We start from the raw sequence: 18,580 nt of genomic DNA on the forward strand, positions 1-18,580 counted from the left end.
TCACGCCTTCGCGGGCTCCAGCGCCAGTTCCACGGCCTCCGGGCGTTTGACCAGCGCATACACCACCGCCGTCAGCAGACTGCCCGCGACAATCGCCAGCAGATACAGCAGCGCATGGTTGATCGCATTCGGGATCGCCAGCACGAACAGGCCACCGTGGGGCGCCATCAGTTTGCAGCCGAAGTACATCGACAGCGCACCGGTCAGCGCACCGCCGGCAATGCTCGCCGGAATCACCCGCAACGGGTCTTTCGCGGCAAACGGAATCGCCCCTTCGGAGATGAAGCACAACCCGAGCACCAGCGCCGCTTTACCGGCCTCGCGTTCGGTCTGGGCAAACTTGCGTCGGGCGATGAAGGTGGCGATACCCAGACCGATCGGCGGCACCATGCCGGCGGCCATGGTCGCGGCCATCGGTGCATAACTCTGCGAGGCGAGCAGCCCCACCGAGAACGCATAGGCAGCCTTGTTGATCGGCCCGCCGAGGTCGACGCACATCATGCCGCCCAGCAGCACACCGAGCAGGATCGCGTTGGTGGTGCCCATGCTGTCGAGAAAATGTGTGAGCGCCGCGAGCATCCCGGCCACCGGTTTGCCGACCACGTAAATCATCACCAGCCCGGTGAACAGACTGGCGAACAGCGGGATGATCAGAATCGGTTTCAGCGCTTCGAGACTTTGCGGCAGCGCCACATAGCGACTGATTGCTTTGGCGGCATAGCCTGCGATAAACCCGGCAACGATCCCACCGATGAATCCGGCGCCCAGGGTGCTCGCCAGCAAACCGCCGATCATCCCCGGTGCGAGTCCGGGACGGTCGGCAATCGACCAGGCGATGTAACCGGCCAGCAGCGGCACCATCAATTTGAACGCGGTCTCGCCACCGATCTGCATCAGCGCCGCCGCCAGCGTGCCTTCTTCCTTGAACGCGGTGATGCCGAACACGAACGACAAGGCGATCATCAGCCCGCCCGCCACCACCATCGGCAGCATGAAAGAAACGCCAGTCAGCAGGTGTTTGTAGACGCCGCTTTTCTCCTGTTTGGCCGGGGCCTTGCCGTCGCTGGCAGCGCTTTCAACGACACCTTCAGTCAGGGCTTTTTTCAGCGTGGCTTCGGATTGCTTCAACGCAATCCCGGTGCCGCAGCGATAGATTTTCTTGCCGGCGAAACGCTCGGTGGCGACTTCAATGTCAGCCGCCAGCAGCACTACGTCAGCCTCGGCAATCGCGGTTGCGCTCAGCGGATTTCGCGCGCCGACCGAGCCCTGGGTTTCGACTTGCAGGTCGTAGCCCAGACGCTTGGCGGCTTGCTGCAAGGCTTCGGCGGCCATGAAGGTGTGGGCGACGCCGGTCGGGCATGCAGTGACCGCGACCAGACGCGGCGCTTGCGCGCTGGCAACCACGGGCGGCGTTTCGTCAGCGACGTAAACCTGCGCCTCGACGGCGCCACGCCGCAGCACGTCTTCAACATCCTGCAGGGCTTGCGCCGGCGCAATCCGAAAGACTTTCTTGCCGATGAACCGGGTCATGTCCACCGGTCCCGTGGTCACCAGCAACACCCACTCGGCGGCCTCGATGGTGGCTGCCGACAACTCGCGTTCCGGGTGCGCGGCATCCACCACTTCGACGCTGGTGCTCCAGCCCTGACGCTGGGCCGCGGCATCCAGCAGCCGGGCGCACAGCACACTGGTGACCATGCCGTTCGGGCAGGCCGTGACAATGGCTAACTTCATGACAAACCCTCTTATTGTTCTGTCAGGGGGCGCACGCGCACGCCCTGTTCGAGCTGCGTCAGTTGCGCAGCATCGTGAATACCGAATCCGATCTGGGTCACCGCCTGCGCCGCAATTGCGGTGGCCGTGCGCAGGGTTTGTTCGGGCGTGTCGGCGCTGAGCAGGCCGTGGAGCATGCCGGCCAGCAACGAATCGCCGGCACCGACCGTGCTGGCGACGCTGACCTTCGGCGGCGTCGCATGCAGCGCCGAGCCGACGCTGTACCAGTTCACACCCTCGGCGCCATGGGAAATCACCACATGCTCGATGCCTTGGGCGTGCAGCCGATTGGCCGCTTCGGCCTGAGACGCGTGGGACACCACTTCACAGCCCAGCGCATCGGCCAGCTCTTCGGTGTTCGGCTTGATCAGCCACGGGCCGGCCTTGAGCGCCGCGCGCAAGGCGTCGCCGCTGGTGTCCAGGGCGACTTTCAGGCCCAACGTTTTCAAGCGTTCGACCAGTTCGCGCAACCACTGTGCAGTGACTCCGCGCGGCAAGCTGCCCGCAACTACAACCGCGTCATGCCCCGGCGCGATCTGCACCAGTCGATCCAGCAACGCCTGTTGCGCCACCACGCCGACCACCGGCCCCGGGCCGTTGATGTCGGTAATGCGGCCATCCTGTTCCGCGACCTTGATGTTGCTGCGGGTCTCGCCGGGCACCCGGATAAACGCATCGGTGAAACCGCGCTTGGCGAACAGGGTTTCGAACGCTTGCAGATTGTCTTCGCCGAGAAAGCCGCTGACCGTCAGTTGATGACCGAGGTCGGCCAGCACTTGCGCAACGTTGACGCCCTTGCCGGCGGCGTGGGTGTGCATCTCGTCGCTGCGGTTGACCTGACCGGCCTCAAGGCGTCGCAACTGCACCGTGAGGTCCAGCGCCGGGTTGAGGGTCAGGGTGAGAATCTTGGCCATTACAGGGCCTCCACTAATGCGCGCACTTCGTTGGCGCTGCCCACGGCCAGGGCTTGTTGAGCAAGGGCTTGTGTTTGCGTCAGGCTGAGTTCACGGATGCGTGCCTTGACCTCGGCGATGCTGCGCCCTGAGACGCTCAGTTCATCGACACCGAGGCCGACCAGCACCGGTACCGCCAGCGGATCCGCCGCCAGTTCGCCGCACACGCCGACCCATTTGCCATGGGCATGGGCCGCGCGCACGGTGATGTCGATCAGTTGCAGCACCGCCGGGTGCAGGCCGTCAGCCTGGGCGGACAGGGTCGGATGACCACGGTCGATCGCCAGCGTGTACTGCGTCAGGTCGTTGGTGCCGACGCTGAAGAAATCCACTTCCTTGGCCAGGACCGGCGCCAGCAACGCGGCGGACGGCACTTCGATCATGATCCCCAGTTGCAGGTCGGCAACCGGGATTTCCAGGCGCAGGCGTTCGGTCATGTCACGAGCTTGACGCCACTCTTCGACACTGCCGACCATCGGGAACATGATCCGCAACGGACGGTTGTCCGCCGAACGCAGCAAGGCGCGCAACTGCGCTTCCATGATCTGCGGACGCTGCAAGGTCAGGCGAATCCCGCGTACGCCGAGGAACGGGTTTTCTTCCTTGGCGATCGGCCAATACGGCAGCGGTTTGTCGCCGCCGACATCGAGGGTGCGCACCACCAGCGGCCGACCGGCGAGGCCGTCGAGGACGCGGCGGTATTCGGCTTCCTGAGTCGCCTCGTCCGGCGCCTGTGGATGAGCCATGAAAATCAGTTCGGTGCGCAGCAGGCCGATGCCTTCGGCGCCCTGCTCCACCGCGCTGATCACACCGGCGCTTTCACCGATGTTGGCGAACACTTCCACGGCGTGGCCGTCGGTGGTGTGCGCCGGTTGATGGCGTTGTTCGGCGGCGGCTTTCAAGCGTTGTTCGCGGGTGTCGCGTTCTTCGCTGGCACGTTGCAGGGTCGCGGCATCCGCGTCCACATGCAGGCGACCGCGCTGACCATCGAGCAGCAACGGCGTGCCCGGCTTCAGCAGCAACACCGCAGCGCCCGCACCGACCAGCGCCGGAATCCCCAGCGCGCGAGCCACGATGGCGCTGTGAGCGGTGGCGCCGCCACGGGCGGTAAGAATCCCCGCGACCCGCGCCGGATCCAGCCGCGCAACGTCGGACGGGCCGACCTCACCCATCACCAGAATGTACGGTTGCTCGGGCTCGGCGGGCGTCTGCACACCACACAGTTGCGCCAGCACCCGGCGACCGATGTCGCGCAGGTCGGCGGCGCGTTCGGCGAGCAACGCGTCCTGCAACGCTTCCTGTTGTTTTGCGGCGGCCTCGATCACGGCCATCCACGCCGCTTCGGCGCTTTCGCCCTGCTTGAGGCGGGTGTCGACTTCGTCGGTGAGTTCCGGGTCGTCGAGCATTTCCTGGTGGGTGATGAAAATCTCGCGGATCGCCTTGGCCTTGCTGCGCTCGATCAGGCCCTGAATGTCCTGACGCACGTCGGCCAGCGCTTGCTTGAGACGTTCGCGCTCGATGGCGGCAGACTCGCCGCGCAACGGGTAATCGATGGCTTGCTGGACCTGAATGTGCGCCGGGCCGATGGCGATGCCGGGGGCGGCAGGGATCGCTTGCAGCAGACTGCCGGAGGCCGGGGCGGTCAGCACTTCTGCAATGTCCGTAATCACTTCGCGCTGTTGACTGACTGCGGGCAACGGTTCGACTTCTTCGCCGAGGCCTTCTTCGATAGCGGCGAGCAAGGCCGGCAAGGCATCGGCGGCAATGCTCGGCTCGGCGATGATTTCCAGCACCTGGCCGCGACGGGCGCCGAGGCTCAGCAGTTTGCTCAGGCTTTTCACCGATACGGCGCTGTCCTGACCGTCGACAATGCGCACACGGATTTCGCCGTCAAAACTTTTCGCCAGTTGCGCGAGGATTTTCGCTGGCCGCGCGTGCAGACCATGGGCGTTGGCCAGTGCGATACGTGCGCTCGGCCAGTCGGCCGGCAACTCACCGCCAAGCACTTCGAGAACCTTGCGGCTGCTGGTGGCGCGGCCCAGTTCATGGCCGCGACCTTCGATCAGCAACGCGCACAAACGCTCGAGCAACGCCTGATGCGCTTCACCGAGGCTGGCCAGACAGAACAGACCGCTGAGCGGCTGGCCGAGGTAACGCATCGGTTTGTCCGGGGTGACGAACGCCAGCCCCGGACGCTTCACGGTCTGCTCGCTGTGCAGCCACCACAGGCCATCGCCCAGCGGCAGCGCTTCGACTTGCTGCAGCACGCCGGCGAAACCGTTGCTCACGCAATCGGCCTGGCGCAGCAGACGCGCACCACGCCAGACCAGTTCTTCGAAATCGTCGGCGGAGACCCCGAGGCCGATCATCTGCGCATCCAGCGCCAGCTCTTGCGGCGCACCTTGCAGCAGTTTCAGCAGTGCTTCCGGCGAACTGGCGCGGCGCAGGGCCTGGCCCAGATCGGTCTCGCCGAGAGCGCGGGTCAGCAGTTGCAGCAGGCGCAGGTGTTCGTCGGATTTGGCGGCGATGCCGATGGCCAGATAAACGATCTGGCCGTCGCCCCAGTCCACGCCATCGGGGAACTGCATCAGGCGCACGCCGGTGGCGAACACCTGATCGCGGGTTTCGGGCGTGCCGTGGGGGATCGCAATGCCTTGGCCGAGGAAGGTCGAGCCCTGAGCCTCCCGGGCCTGCAGGCCAGCGAGGTATCCGTCGGCGACCAGACCATCGGCGACCAGATGACTGGCCAGCAATTGCAAAGCGGCGGGTTTATCCACAGCCGACTGGCCCATGGATATCTGCTCTACAGTGAGCTCGAGCATGCGATCTCCTTTTTGGCGCGGTGGCGCGCCAGGTATTGTTTTGAATGGTTGCAGCTTAGGCGCTATGGGCCATCCTTTTCAGGAGGCAGTTTTGGCGGTTTCACGGCAGAACCGGCCAAAGGCGTCTAAAACGTAGAAAATACGCTTGCTGAAACGTTTAATCTAGATTGATCGGCACGTTACTCGATAATGTCCCATCCTTGAAGTCCAACTTGTCGGATGCGCTGAGACAATGGTCGCCTGCCTGAATCGGGTAGGATTGGCGAAAATGTCGCGGCAAGCTCGAAAAAACAAGGAAATCCCGGGTTGAAACTCAGTGATATCGCGCGGTTGGCCGGAGTGTCCGTGACCACCGCCAGCTACGTCATCAACGGCAAGGCCGAACAGCAGCGCATCAGCACCGCCACCGTCGAGCGGGTGCGAGCGGTGGTCGATCTGCACGGCTTTACCCCCAATCCACAGGCGGCCGGGCTGCGCAGTCGGCACACCCGAACCCTGGGTTTTATCCTGCCGGATCTGGAAAACCCCAGTTACGCGCGGATCGCCAAACTGCTGGAGCAAGGCGCCCGGGCGCGGGGTTATCAGCTGCTGATCGCCAGCTCCGACGACGCGCCGGACAGCGAGCGACAACTGCTGCAACTGTTCCGCGCCCGGCGCTGCGATGCATTGATCGTCGCCAGTTGCCTGCCTGCCGGTGACGACAGTTATCGTCAGTTACAGGCCAAGGGCTTGCCGATCATTGCCATCGACCGGGTGATGGATGCCGAGCATTTCTGCTCGGTGGTCAGCGACGACCGCGAAGCCAGCCTGCACCTGACCGAAAGCCTGCTCGACCCGCAGCCGAAGCAGATCGTGCTGCTGGGCGCCCGCCCGGAACTGAGCATCAGCCAGGAACGTGCGGCCGGATTCAAGCAAGCCCTCGCCGGATTCAAGGGCGAAGTGCTGATCGAACACGCCGAATCCTTCAGCCGCGAGTGCGGCAAGCAGTTGATGGAAGAACTCCTGCAACGCCTCGGGCATTTGCCGGATGCGCTGGTGACCACGTCCTACGTGCTGCTGCAGGGTGTGTTCGACGCGCTGCATGACTTCCCGCTTAAAAACCGCCCGCTGCGCCTCGGCACATTCGGCGACACCCAACTGCTCGACTTCCTGCCGCTGCCGGTCAACGCCATGGCCCAGCAGCACCAGTTGATCGCCGACAAGGCGCTTGAACTGGCGCTGGCGGCGGTCGAACAATCGGACTACCAGCCCGGCGTGCAGGCCATCGCCCGTACCTTCAAGCAGCGTATTCACCGGGACTGAGCCGTGGAGCTGATCGACAGCCACACCCATCTGGACTTCCCTGACTTTGACGCCGACCGCGCGGTGCTGCTGAGCGAAAGCCGCGCCCTCGGGGTGCGGCGAATGGTGGTGCTCGGGGTCTACGAGGGTAACTGGCAACGGGTGTGGGATCTGGTGCAAAGCGATGCCGATCTGTACGCGGCCCTCGGTTTGCACCCGGTGTATCTCGATCAGCATCGGCCGCAAGACTTGCTGGCACTGGGCGACTGGCTGACACGGCTAAAGGGTCATAGGCAGCTGTGCGCGGTCGGCGAAATCGGCCTGGATTACTTCATCGAAACCCTCGACCGCGAGCGCCAGCAAGCGCTGTTCGAGGCACAACTGCAACTGGCGGCAGATTTTGAACTGCCGGCATTGATCCATGTACGACGCAGCCATGCGGCGGTGATTGCCACGCTCAAGCGCTTCAAGCTCAAGCGTGCCGGGATCATCCATGCGTTCGCCGGCAGCCGTGAAGAAGCGCGGGAATACATCAAGCTCGGTTTCAAACTGGGTCTTGGCGGTGCGCCAACCTGGCCGCAGGCGTTGCGCATGCACCGGGTGCTGGCCGACTTGCCGCTGGATTCGGTGGTGCTGGAAACCGACTCACCGGACATGGCGCCCGCCATGTTTCCCGGCGTGCGCAATACGCCGGCGCATCTGCCGGCGATCTGCGACTCACTGGCCACTTTGATGAACATCAGCGCCCAACAACTCGCCGCCGCCAGTACCGCCAACAGCTGCGACGTGTTCGGCTGGTAGTCAGTCGGCGTGAGCCTTGGCCGCGTCGAGAATCAGCGTCAGGTGCTGGCGCTGCCGGGCATAACGAATCACCGCGAAGTACACGAAAATCGCGATCAGCGATCCGTTCAGCTGCTCGGTGACGCTGAGCAGACCCACCCATTCCATCACCAGGGCCACCAGCAGCGCGGTGCACACCGTCACCAGCGCACTGGCGCGCAGCAGGCCAAGTGAATCGAGCGAACGGAAACGTTTGATCTGCTTGGGGCAACGCAATTCCAGGCTTTTCTGGCAATTCGCGCAGGTGAACGCTTCGTGGATCGAAATGGCATTCAGTTGCCAGGGCTTGAGCACCAGCGTGGTCTGGCAGTGGGCGCAGCGGCCCTGGACGCCCAGGGTTGCGACGGACATGTGCGATCTCCTCCAAGTAGTCAATGAATTGATCTTGGTTCATTGAAGCCGAAAAACCAGCGCCTGGAGGAAAACAGGATTGGGCTTACAGATGTAGGCAAAAAAGTACTACAAGCCATTCCGAAAAAGCCTGCCTCAGAGGAGGCAGGTCGCTTCAAACCCGGAACGCGCTGATCAACTGCTTCAACTCGACCACCTGCGCCGACAACGCACGGCTGGCATCTTCGGTCTGGTGTGCACCTTCTGCAGTGCGTTCGCCGGCACGGTTGATCTCGACGATGTTCTGGTCGATGTCGTGGGCCACGGCGGTCTGCTGCTCGACGGCGGCGGCGATCTGCTGGTTCTGGTCGACGATCATGCCGACAGCGCCGAGGATGTTTTCCAGCGCCTGCTGGACTTTCTCCGACTGCCCCACCGTGCCGTTGGCCATCTGATGGCTGACGCCCATGGCCTTCACTGCCGCGCCGACGCCGCCATGGAGCTTGGCGATCATCTGCTCGATTTCTTCGGTCGATTGCTGAGTGCGTTTGGCTAGCGTGCGGACTTCGTCAGCGACCACGGCAAAACCGCGCCCCTGCTCACCGGCCCGCGCAGCCTCGATCGCGGCGTTGAGCGCCAGCAGATTGGTCTGTTCGGCGATGCTCTTGATCACTTCCAGAACGCGACTGATCGACTGACTGTCGCTGGCCAACTGGTTGATCACCAGCACCGATTGATCGATCTCGCTCGCAAGTGCCGCGATGCTGCCCTGCTGCGATTCCACCAGTCCGCGCCCATTGATGGTTTCATCGTTCACGCTGTGGGCGCTGCTGACCGCTGCCGCCGCACTGCGTGCCACCTCCAGCGACGTTGCCGACATCTGGTTCATCGCCGTCGCCACTTGTTCGATCTGTGTGCGTTGCCCGGCGACTGCCTGATTGCTTTGCGCCGAGACGTTTTCCACCTGCCCCGCCTGTCGCTCGACCTCGCCAACGGTGTGGCCGACCCGTTCGATCAGGTCATGGATTTTCCTCACCGTACCGTTGAACACTTCGCCCAACTCGCCGAGTTCATCGCGGCTGTTGGCGTGGAAATTCACCGTCATGTCGCCCGCCGCGACTTTATCCATCATGGCGCCGAGGTTTTTCAGGGTGGCGCGGGTCGAGGCATAGAAGCCACCGTAGAGATAGAAAATCAGCACGAACACCAGCGACAACGCCACGGCTTGCAGCACCATGTGCGTACGGTTTTGCCCCAGGCGCTGTTGCAATTGGGTGTCGAGGAATTTCAGGGTGGCGTCGTTGAGCTGATAGGTCTGGTCCATCAGCCCGGTGAGCTGGTCATAAAAACCCTGCCATGGGGCGTCGAGGGTTTCGGCCATCACCACTTGCTCTTCGATCAGTGTGCCGGCCTGTTTCAGCGACGCCTTGCTGGCATCGGCCGGGGCGCTCAGGGAGTCACGGGCGGCTTTGCTCGACCCCAGCGCATCCTGCAATTTCAGGCCATATTCGGCCTGAAGCTTTTCGATCTGCACCAGCAACTCGTCGAAGCGGGTGCTCGACGAACTATTGAGAAAGCCCTGGCCCAATGAATACGAGCCCATCGCCCGACCTTCGCCCAACGCCTGGGTGACGGCCGGCGTGATCGCGGTGATCAGCTCGCTGAGCTGGCGTATGTCGCTCTGGTTGTCGCGACTCAATCCGGCCTGACTGGCGACGATCTGGCTGAAAACCTGCGCATTGCCCAGCAGCTTGCCGATCAGCGCACTTTTGCTTTGCAGGGAGTTTTCCGCCTGCTGAGCCTTGAAAGCGGCGATCATTTCATCGCGCTTGGCCTCGAAGAACTTGATCTGCTCCGGATCCTCGGTCATGGGCGTCAGCCCTTGCAGGCGCGCCAGAACGTTTTGCTCAAGACTGGTGATCTGCGCCTCGACATTGCCGGCCTTTCCGGACTGGCCGAGGGTGACATTGATCTGCACCAGATTGTTGAGGGTTTCCAGATCCCGGCGCAGGGTCAGGCTGCTGCCCAGCAGGTCGAGGCTCTGCAGCTCGACCCGGGTGCCCTGGAATTCGCGGTAGGAATCGCGCACCAGATAGAAATTGGTCACCAGCATCGGCACCAGGAACAGCACGCTGATCAGGCTGAACTTCATGCCGAAGCTCAAGCGGTTCATCAGCGAGACGGCGGGATAGAGCAAGCTCTTCACTGGAAGTCTCCCTTGGTTTTTTCTTGTTTTTATTGGCAGGCGCGGGGCGACAGCAGATAGCCACTATCGGGCGCTATCTCTGTATAGCTCAAATCGAAGGGAGGTTTTGTAACTTAAGGTTAACGAGGGGGATTGCCCCCCTCATCACTCGAACGGCCTACGCCAGCACTGTCCACAGGGCAAATCCGGCATACCACAACACTGCCGCCCGCAGCAGCAACTCCCACAGGCAGTCGAGGGTGTTGATGCCTTCGGGGCCGACAGCGGCCGGCGGGATTTCCCCGGCCGCGAGCCCGACCCTGTTGATCAGTTGCGCGGCGCTGATGTTCCAGTTCAGCAGCTCGTGCAGCATCACCCGACTGACCGCGACGAAATTACCGACCAGGGCGAGGCTCGCCGCCAGCAGGCGCACCGGCACCCAGTCGAAGGCATGACGCAGTTGCCCTGCCCGTTCGGCCACCGCCGGGTTCTGGGCGTTTTCCTCCGCCAGCGCCAGCAAGCGGTAACTCAGTGCCGCCACCGGACCGAGCAGGAAGTACCAGAAAATCACCGCAAAAAAGCTCTGGTAGGCCTGCCACAATAGATGCCGCTGCACTTGCTCCAGCAATTGTTCTCCGCTTTCGGCGCAGATTTTCAGATCACGCTTGGCCACATGGGCGGCGGCCTGCAGGTCCTCGCGGCGCCAGGCGTCGCGAAACGGCCCGAGTTCGCCGAGCAGGTCACCCCGCCCCAGGCTGTAAATCACCACCAGTAAATGCACCGGCAATGCCAGCAGACCATAGGCCACCGGCTCCAGCACCAGCAGCAACAAGCCCAGCAATGCCACCGGCAGCAGCACCAGAACAATCAGCACCAGCCACGGCTGTTTCGCCAGCCCACCGGTTTCAAGCTTGTGCAGTTCGCGGATCCATCCGCCATCGCGTTGCACCCGTTGGCGCAGAGCCGAGAACTTCTCGATCCATACCGCCAGCAGTAACACCAGAAAACTCATTGTCCTTCCTCTTGTGCCAGGGCGGCGCGGTAGCGTGCCCAGTCGAATGCGGGTCCGGGGTCGGTCTTGCGTCCGGGGGCGATGTCACTGTGCCCGCAGATGCGCTCGACGGTGATTGCCGGGAACGCCGCCTGTATCTGCCGGGTCAGCGCGGTCAGCGCCCGGTACTGCGCATCGGTGAACGGCAGATCATCGGTGCCTTCCAGCTCGATGCCTACGGAAAAATCGTTACAGGTTTCCCGTCCCTCGAACATCGAAACACCGGCATGCCAGGCCCGTTCAAGACAGGAGACAAACTGGGTGACCTTGCCGTCACGTTCGATCAGAAAATGTGCAGACACGCGCAGGTCGGCGATCCCCGCAAAGTAGGGATGTTCCGTGACATCCAGACGATTCTGGAAAAATTCCTGGACCTTGCCGGTGGCGAACTGCGCCGGTGGCAGGCTGATGTTGTGGATGACCAACAGGGAGACTTCGCCCGCCGGGCGTTCATTGAAGTTGGGCGAAGGGCAGACCTGCACCCCGTGACACCACCCGCTTGCGGGATCCAACTGCATACCGATTCCTTCAACGCCGACTGTGTTGGCGACCAGTATGCCGTGATCGGCCCCCGGCGCGCGATCACTTGCCGCGATTGAGCCGCCGCAGATTGCCGAGCACCGACTCGAGCGCCCGGTCGAACAGCAAGGTGTCGTCCAGCGCCCGCACCGCGCCGCGACGAAACGCCAGGGCCAGTTCCGTGCGGTCGCGCTCCAGCACTTTCATGCCGGTGCGGTCGACGAACACGTACTTGCCGGTCGCCTCGATGATCGCCGCCAGTTTGCAGCGCAGAGTGTGTTCTTCGTCCTCCTCGAACGCCACCCAGCTGCCCAGACGCAACTGTTCGACCTGGCGCAGACCGACATCGTCAGCTGGCAAACGCGCTGGCGTGCGTGGTTTGAGACCGTCGTCGGCCATCTGCAGGACAATCGTCTGCGACACTTCGATCATTTCCGGCAGCACGGACTGATCCGGTGCGCCGGACGGTTCGAGCAGCCGCACATGCAGCGCTTCCAGCTCACTGAAAAAGCCGCTGGTGGCAAACGGATCGAAGGCCGAAGTGCTCAGGCCGTCGCGCAATGACTTGAGCAACCCCGGCACCAGCGCCAGCAGACGCAGGCCGGCTTCGGCATCGTCGTGACGCTGCACGCTCCAGATCAATTGCTCCATGGTCTGCACGTCGGCCTGCCATTCGGCGGACTGATCGCCGTGCTTGAGGCAGGTCAGCAGCAACACCTTGCTCCAGGCGTCCTGCACGAACGTCACCACCGACGGTGGCAGGACCTTGCCCAGCAACGCCTGATTGAGCGCCTGCTCGACCCGCTGGCGAGCCAGTTCGGTTTTCGCCCGGCCCTCTTCGGCATCGCGCAAACGCTGTTCAAGCAATTCGCTGCGACGGCGCTCGTCACTGGTGAAGGCGAGGAAGTCCGCCAGCAACTCGGAAAAAATCGCCGGGTCATCGACGAAATCCGTCAGCAGGCGCTGCACCACTTGCTCGATGCGCAGGTACAGGCTGTCGCGCGCATTACCGTCGCACTCGCCCCAGCCCATCGCCGCCTCGGCGATTTCGTTGAGCAGGCGCCGCGCCGGGTGGCTGCTGCGGCTGAAGAAGCTTTTGTCGATCACCGCGACCTTCAACATCGGGATCTGCAACCGGGCAATCAGCGCCTTGAGCGAATCCGGCAGGTTGCGATCATCGAGGATGCAGTCGAAGACCATGGCCACCAGATTGATCACGTCCTCGTCAGCCCCGCCGACAATTCGCGATTTGCCGCTGCGTACGCTGACCCGCGTCAGCAGTTGTTCAAGCTGATGGCGCAGATCGAAGTCGTCCTGCACTGCCAGCGCCGGCACGTATTGCTGCAGGTGCGAGAGCAGGCGCAGCAGGTCGCGGGTGGAAATCGGCTGCGCCGGAGCGCTGGGTTCAAGGGTCGGCGCGACGGTGCCGCGCACGTGCAGCAGCAACTCCTGCAATGCGGCGAAGACCTCCTGCACGCCGGCATCGGTCTGGGGTTTGTCGACGCCCTCGAATTCGCTCTGCACGCTGGCCACGGCCTGATCGATGGCACGACGGGCCGGTGCCGGCTTGAGTTCGGGCAACACACCCGTGGCGATCAGCAGTTGGTTGGCTTCGGCGTAGAGTTGATCGGTATCGGCCAGCACATAGCGCTCGAACAATTTGAGCAGGATCAGCTTGACCTTGATCTCCACCCCCAGATTGCGCCCGGCCTGCAGGAAGTACTCGCAAAGCATCGCCGGGCCCAGCGGGTTGTAATGATCGCCCAGCGTCTTGCCCAACAACGCATTGAACCGCGCGGTCAGTTGGTCGAGGGCGAAGCCGTCGCGATTGAGCACGCGGCCGACCATGGTTTCGACCGCGACGCTGCGCTCCATGTCATCGGTGCGCGCTGTCGTGTCCCCGTATTGCAAGGCGTGCGAGAGGACGGCGGGAACGGGATCGAATTGAGTGAGGCCGACAAAGGCTTCGAAAAACTGCTCGAGAAAACCACGCTCGATGTTCTTGCGCTTGAGGCGCAGGTCGCGCATGGCTTCGAAAAAGATGTTCTGTTCGACGTCGTTGCGTGCCCGGTCGGCCATTTCGAACAGGGTGTCGTCGGCGTTATCGAACAGCTCCTGCAAACCGTTGCGCAGGCGTTGGGCAGCCTTGTCGCGAACCTGAAGCAGAATCACAGGCAGGCGGGCGAGCGGCGAGTGAGGCGCCTGATCGGTAGTGGCCTTGTGCAAAGGCACTACATTCCCGTCGTTGTGCATCCAAGCCTCCTGAAACGGTGATTTGCCGACGTCAAAGCTATGGCGTCAAATGCAAGGCGGATTATCTTGCAAAAGATGTCTCCGGCGCCAGAGCCGTCAGGGTTTCCCCTATGCGCCGACACCTTGAAGTGACCACGACAGAATCGGGTTTGCTCAAAGAAAATCGACCGGATGCAGGGCTGCGTGGCTGTTCTCGCCTTGGGTTGGCCGACGCCATGCCCCTATAATCGGACCACTTAGTTTGTGGAGCCCGTTATGCCGAATCTACGTCTCGCCGATTTGACCGCCGAAATCGAAGCCAACGTGCGCCGTGCGTTGCTCGAAGACATCGGCAGCGGCGACATCACCGCGCAACTGATCCCGGCCGAACGCCTGGCCAAAGCCACCATCATCACCCGTGACGCCGCCGTCATCAGTGGCACGGCCTGGGTCGATGCGGTGTTCCGCCAGCTCGATCCGCGGGTGGCGGTGCATTGGCAGGTGCGCGATGGCGAACGGGTTTCGCCCAATCAGCCGCTGTTTCATCTGGAAGGCCCTGCCCGCTCGCTACTGACCGGCGAGCGCAGCGCCCTGAACTTCCTGCAATTGCTGTCGGGCGTGGCGACCCGCGCGCAGTACCTGGCGGACTTCGTCGCCGAGACCTCGGTAAAACTGCTCGACACCCGCAAGACCCTGCCGGGCCTGCGTCTGGCGCAGAAATACGCGGTCACCTGCGGCGGTTGCCATAACCATCGCATCGGTCTCTACGACGCGTTCCTGATCAAGGAAAACCACATCGCTGCCAGCGGCGGCATCCCGCAGGCCATTGCCGCTGCGCACAAGATCGCCCCGGGCAAGCCGGTGGAAATCGAAGTGGAAAGTCTGGAAGAGCTGAAGGAGGCGCTGGCCGCCGGAGCCGACATCATCATGCTCGATGAGCTGAGCCTCGACGACATGCGCGAAGCCGTGCGCCTGAACGGCGGCAAGGCAAAACTGGAAGCCAGTGGCGGCATCAACGAAAGCACGCTGCTGCCGATCGCACAGACCGGGGTGGATTACATTTCGATCGGCGCGATGACCAAGGACGTGAAGGCCGTGGATCTGTCGATGCGACTGAGCATTTAAGGGCAGCGGCAAGATGCAAGCTACAAGCTGCAAGCCAAAGCGGTTGTGCTTTTACTTGTAGCTTGCGGCTTGTAGCTGGCAGCTCTCGTCAAACGACGAGATTGTTCATCTCGCAGTACTCTTCCCACTCGACGCCCAACACCTCGGCCGCTTCCTTGTGCAGCTCCAGGCGCTTGGCCTCGAACTCCTCAGGTGTGCTGGTGTACTTGAGGGTCAGTTCCCACGGCTGCAGGCCCTGGGCTTCGGCTTCATCTTCGAACGCCCACTGGATCTGGTCTTTCTGATCATCGGGACTCAGGTCCTTGATCTCTTCCTTCAGATCCGGAACATCCAGGATGTATTTTCTAAGCGCTTCTTCGTGACGTTGCTCTTGAGTTAATTCGGTCATGGCGTTCTCGCTGATCATAGGAATGGAGGATGGATCTGGATCATCAAGGATCTCTCTGACGCGGACTGTCCGGCCTTCGGAACCATTCGGGATCATCTGAAAACTGCTGGGCGATGCTCATGCAGGCACCGAATATAGGACGTTTGCATGGCGAATTACACGGCTCTTTACATCTCTCCCACAAAAAGTTGACCTGTGGAACATAAATGCCGGTTCAAAAGGATTAGGGAGTGGTGGTGCCCGAGACAGGAATCGAACCTGCGACCTTCGCGTTACGAGTGCGCTGCTCTACCGGCTGAGCTACACGGGCGGTGGGCTAAACCTAGCACTGGTCTTGCAGGTCGGCAACTTCGCCGAATGACTCGATATTTCATGGACAAAAAAATGCCCCGCCGTTTTCACGGCGGGGCATTTTCATTGCGCTAGGACTGCGGGGTGATTAAACGCCCGAAGCCTTGGCAGCTGCTACGTCTTTGATGGACAGCTTGATACGGCCGCGGTTGTCCACGTCCAGTACCAGTACTTCCACTTCCTGGCCTTCTTTCAGGATGTCGGTCACTTTCTCTACGCGAGCGTCGCTCAGCATCGAGATGTGAACCAGACCGTCCTTGCCTGGCAGGATGTTGACGAATGCGCCGAAGTCGACGATGCGCTCAACCTTGCCGACGTAGATCTTGCCGATCTCGGCCTCTGCGGTGATACCCAGAACGCGCTGACGAGCTGCTTCAGCCGCCTCCTTGGTTTCGCCGAAGATCTTGATCGAGCCGTCGTCTTCGATGTCGATCGAAGCCTTGGTCTCTTCGCAGATCGCACGGATGGTCGCGCCACCCTTACCGATAACGTCACGGATCTTGTCGGTGTCGATCTTCATAGCGATCATGGTCGGAGCGTTGGCCGACAGTTCGGTACGCGACTGGCCGATGATCTGGTTCATCTGGCCGAGGATGTTCAGGCGCGCTTCCAGGGCTTGGCCCAGAGCGATTTCCATGATCTCTTCGGTGATGCCCTTGATCTTGATGTCCATCTGCAGCGCGGTCACACCTTTGGCGGTACCGGCTACTTTGAAGTCCATGTCGCCCAGGTGGTCTTCGTCACCCAGGATGTCGGTCAGGACGGCGAACTTCTCGCCTTCTTTAACCAGACCCATGGCGATACCGGCAACCGGTGCCTTCATCGGGACACCAGCGTCCATCAGGGCCAGGGAAGCGCCGCAAACGGAAGCCATCGAGCTCGAACCGTTGGATTCGGTGATTTCCGATACCACACGGATGGTGTACGGGAACACGTCAGCGGCAGGCAGCATGGCCGAAACCGAGCGACGGGCCAGACGGCCGTGACCGATTTCGCGACGACCGGCGCCACCCATGCGACCACACTCGCCCACCGAGAACGGAGGGAAGTTGTAGTGCAGCATGAACGGGTCTTTTTTCTCGCCTTCCAGGGTGTCCAGCAGTTGCGCGTCACGGGCGGTGCCCAGCGTCGCGACGACCAGAGCCTGGGTTTCGCCACGGGTGAACAGTGCCGAACCGTGAGTCTTCGGCAGAACGCCGACTTCGATGTTCAGCGGACGTACGGTGCGGGTGTCGCGACCGTCGATACGTGGCTTGCCGTTAACGATGTTTTCGCGAACGGTGCGGTATTCGATTTCACCAAAAGCGGCTTTGACGTCGGCAGCCGAAGGCTGGCCTTCTTCACCGGACAGCTTGGCCACAACCTGGTCACGCAGCTCGCCCAGACGCGCGTAACGGTCGGCCTTGATGGTGATGGTGTAAGCCTGGGAGATCGCTTCGCCGAACTCGGAACGGATAGCGGCCAGCAGCTCGGTGGCTTCTGGAGCAGGTGCCCAGGTCCAGGTTGGCTTGGCGGCTTCGGCAGCCAGTTCCTTAACGGCGTTGATCACGACCTGGAACTCGTCGTGAGCAAACAGTACTGCGCCCAGCATCTGGTCTTCGGTCAGCTCTTTGGCTTCCGATTCAACCATCAGTACGGCGTCCGAAGTACCGGCAACGACCATGTCCAGGCTCGAGGCAGCCTGCTGCTCGTAGGTCGGGTTCAGCAGGTAGCCGGTGCTTTCGTGGAAAGCAACGCGAGCGGCGCCGATCGGGCCGTCGAACGGAATGCCGGAGATCGCCAGGGCAGCCGAGGTACCGATCATCGCAGCGATGTCCGGATCGGTCTTCTTGCTGGTGGAAACGACGGTGCAGACAACCTGCACTTCGTTCATGAAACCTTCAGGGAACAGTGGACGGATCGGACGGTCGATCAGTCGGGAAGTCAGGGTTTCTTTCTCGGAAGGACGGCCTTCACGCTTGAAGAAACCGCCAGGGATCTTACCGGCAGCGTAGGTCTTTTCCTGGTAGTGAACGGACAGAGGGAAGAAGCCCTTGCCCGGATCGGCTTGCTTGGCACCGACTACGGTCACCAATACGCTGACGTCGTCGTCAACGGTGACCAATACTGCGCCGGAGGCCTGACGGGCGATACGGCCAGTCTCGAGGGTAACGGTCGACTGACCGAACTGGAATTTTTTGATTACCGGGTTCACGGTGTCCTACCTTCTTTGTGGCTCTTGGGGGAACTGGTTTCTTGCGAAATTCTTGGGCAATGCCGGGAATCGGCCCGACGCCTGTCCAGGGTAAAACGTGTATCCAGATAAAACTTGAGGCTGGGAGCCTGCCGGACGCCGGCGGAAACCCGCTGACGTCTGACAGACAACCAACCTCATAGCGCAATCGCTGATTAGCGACGCAGACCCAGGCGAGCGATCAGAGCGCTGTAACGGCTCACGTCCTTGCCTTTCAGGTAGTCCAGCAGCTTGCGACGCTGGTTAACCATGCGGATCAGACCACGACGGGAGTGGTGGTCTTTACCGTTGGCCTTGAAGTGACCTTGCAGTTTGTTGATGTTGGCGGTCAGCAGTGCAACTTGCACTTCTGGCGAACCAGTGTCACCAACGGCTTGCTGGTAGTCGGCAACGATTTGAGCTTTTTCTTGAACGTCGAGAGCCATGAGGCAATCCTTTTATCAGGAAACTGTTTCAAAAACAGTTTCAACAGGCCAGGGACAAATCCCTGTATCTAT

General features: G+C 61.9%; 14 protein-coding genes, 1 tRNA gene and 1 pseudogene. 3 read left to right on the top strand and 13 right to left on the bottom strand.

The genetic code is table 11. The annotated features are described in order from the left end of the window. The 3 genes from ACM6JM_RS28980 to ptsP are packed head-to-tail and all read right to left on the bottom strand — an operon-like array spanning nt 1 to nt 5,548. Entirely contained in the window at nt 1-1,734 is a 1,734-nt protein-coding gene (locus tag ACM6JM_RS28980; RefSeq protein ID WP_414882888.1) for a PTS fructose-like transporter subunit IIB, read from the bottom strand. A gap of 11 nt (nt 1,735-1,745) precedes the next feature. Further along, on the bottom strand, nt 1,746-2,687 hold the full coding sequence (gene pfkB / locus ACM6JM_RS28985; RefSeq protein WP_414882889.1) for a 1-phosphofructokinase: 942 nt from the start codon (nt 2,685-2,687) through the stop codon (nt 1,746-1,748). Continuing rightward, nucleotides 2,687-5,548 (bottom strand): phosphoenolpyruvate--protein phosphotransferase, encoded by a 2,862-nt coding sequence (ptsP, locus tag ACM6JM_RS28990; RefSeq protein WP_414882890.1) that lies wholly within the window; start codon nt 5,546-5,548, stop codon nt 2,687-2,689. Before ptsP ends, pfkB begins: the two co-directional genes overlap by 1 nt. A 306-nt stretch (nt 5,549-5,854) precedes the next feature. On the opposite strand from ptsP, the gene cra reads away from it, so the two are divergent. After that, entirely contained in the window at nt 5,855-6,850 is a 996-nt protein-coding gene (gene cra, locus ACM6JM_RS28995; RefSeq protein ID WP_074691885.1) for a catabolite repressor/activator, read from the top strand. A 3-nt stretch (nt 6,851-6,853) separates the two neighbouring features. Further along, the gene (locus ACM6JM_RS29000; RefSeq protein ID WP_414882891.1) at nt 6,854-7,630 is read left to right on the top strand and encodes a TatD family hydrolase; all 777 of its coding nucleotides are present in this window, start codon (nt 6,854-6,856) and stop codon (nt 7,628-7,630) included. Here the strand turns inward: ACM6JM_RS29000 and ACM6JM_RS29005 are convergent, their stop codons facing one another. The 6 genes and pseudogenes from ACM6JM_RS29005 to ACM6JM_RS29030 form a co-directional block, all read right to left on the bottom strand. Continuing rightward, nucleotides 7,631-8,020, bottom strand: coding sequence for a hypothetical protein (locus ACM6JM_RS29005; protein WP_074691892.1), 390 nt, complete (start codon nt 8,018-8,020; stop codon nt 7,631-7,633). Nucleotides 8,021-8,174: 154 nt separating this feature from the next. After that, complete coding sequence (locus ACM6JM_RS29010) at nt 8,175-8,888, bottom strand: methyl-accepting chemotaxis protein (protein WP_371855252.1); 714 nt, start codon at nt 8,886-8,888, stop codon at nt 8,175-8,177. Between the two features lie 144 nt (nt 8,889-9,032). Continuing rightward, a pseudogene (locus ACM6JM_RS29015) lies at nt 9,033-10,172 on the bottom strand (HAMP domain-containing protein); the annotation flags it as partial. Between the two features lie 190 nt (nt 10,173-10,362). Beyond that, a complete protein-coding gene (gene ampE / locus ACM6JM_RS29020; RefSeq protein ID WP_414882892.1) occupies nt 10,363-11,196 on the bottom strand; it encodes a regulatory signaling modulator protein AmpE in 834 nt (277 codons plus the stop codon). After that, nucleotides 11,193-11,753 (bottom strand): 1,6-anhydro-N-acetylmuramyl-L-alanine amidase AmpD, encoded by a 561-nt coding sequence (ampD, locus tag ACM6JM_RS29025; RefSeq protein WP_074691898.1) that lies wholly within the window; start codon nt 11,751-11,753, stop codon nt 11,193-11,195. The genes ampE and ampD overlap by 4 nt, the downstream gene beginning before the upstream one ends. Before the next feature lie 64 nt (nt 11,754-11,817). Next, complete coding sequence (locus ACM6JM_RS29030; protein ID WP_039769182.1) at nt 11,818-14,007, bottom strand: DUF1631 domain-containing protein; 2,190 nt, start codon at nt 14,005-14,007, stop codon at nt 11,818-11,820. Between the two features lie 255 nt (nt 14,008-14,262). On the opposite strand from ACM6JM_RS29030, the gene nadC reads away from it, so the two are divergent. Continuing rightward, the gene (gene nadC, locus ACM6JM_RS29035) at nt 14,263-15,111 is read left to right on the top strand and encodes a carboxylating nicotinate-nucleotide diphosphorylase (protein ID WP_007953729.1); all 849 of its coding nucleotides are present in this window, start codon (nt 14,263-14,265) and stop codon (nt 15,109-15,111) included. A gap of 88 nt (nt 15,112-15,199) precedes the next feature. On the opposite strand, the gene ACM6JM_RS29040 is transcribed toward nadC, so the two are convergent. From ACM6JM_RS29040 to rpsO, 4 genes are all read right to left on the bottom strand, one after another. Next, nucleotides 15,200-15,499, bottom strand: a complete 300-nt coding sequence (locus tag ACM6JM_RS29040) for a DUF6388 family protein (RefSeq protein ID WP_039769697.1) — start codon at nt 15,497-15,499, stop codon at nt 15,200-15,202. 234 nt (nt 15,500-15,733) lie between these two features. Beyond that, nucleotides 15,734-15,809, bottom strand: a tRNA-Thr gene (locus ACM6JM_RS29045). A gap of 129 nt (nt 15,810-15,938) precedes the next feature. Next, complete coding sequence (gene pnp, locus ACM6JM_RS29050) at nt 15,939-18,044, bottom strand: polyribonucleotide nucleotidyltransferase (protein ID WP_011332410.1); 2,106 nt, start codon at nt 18,042-18,044, stop codon at nt 15,939-15,941. Between the two features lie 194 nt (nt 18,045-18,238). Continuing rightward, nucleotides 18,239-18,508: a 30S ribosomal protein S15 gene (rpsO, locus tag ACM6JM_RS29055; RefSeq protein ID WP_011332409.1), complete on the bottom strand. Its 270-nt coding sequence runs from the start codon at nt 18,506-18,508 to the stop codon at nt 18,239-18,241. Between the last annotated feature and the right edge of the window lie 72 nt (nt 18,509-18,580).

It is taken from the genome of Pseudomonas sp. IT-P2 (assembly GCF_949767575.1).
GTDB lineage: Bacteria > Pseudomonadota > Gammaproteobacteria > Pseudomonadales > Pseudomonadaceae > Aquipseudomonas > Aquipseudomonas pharyngis.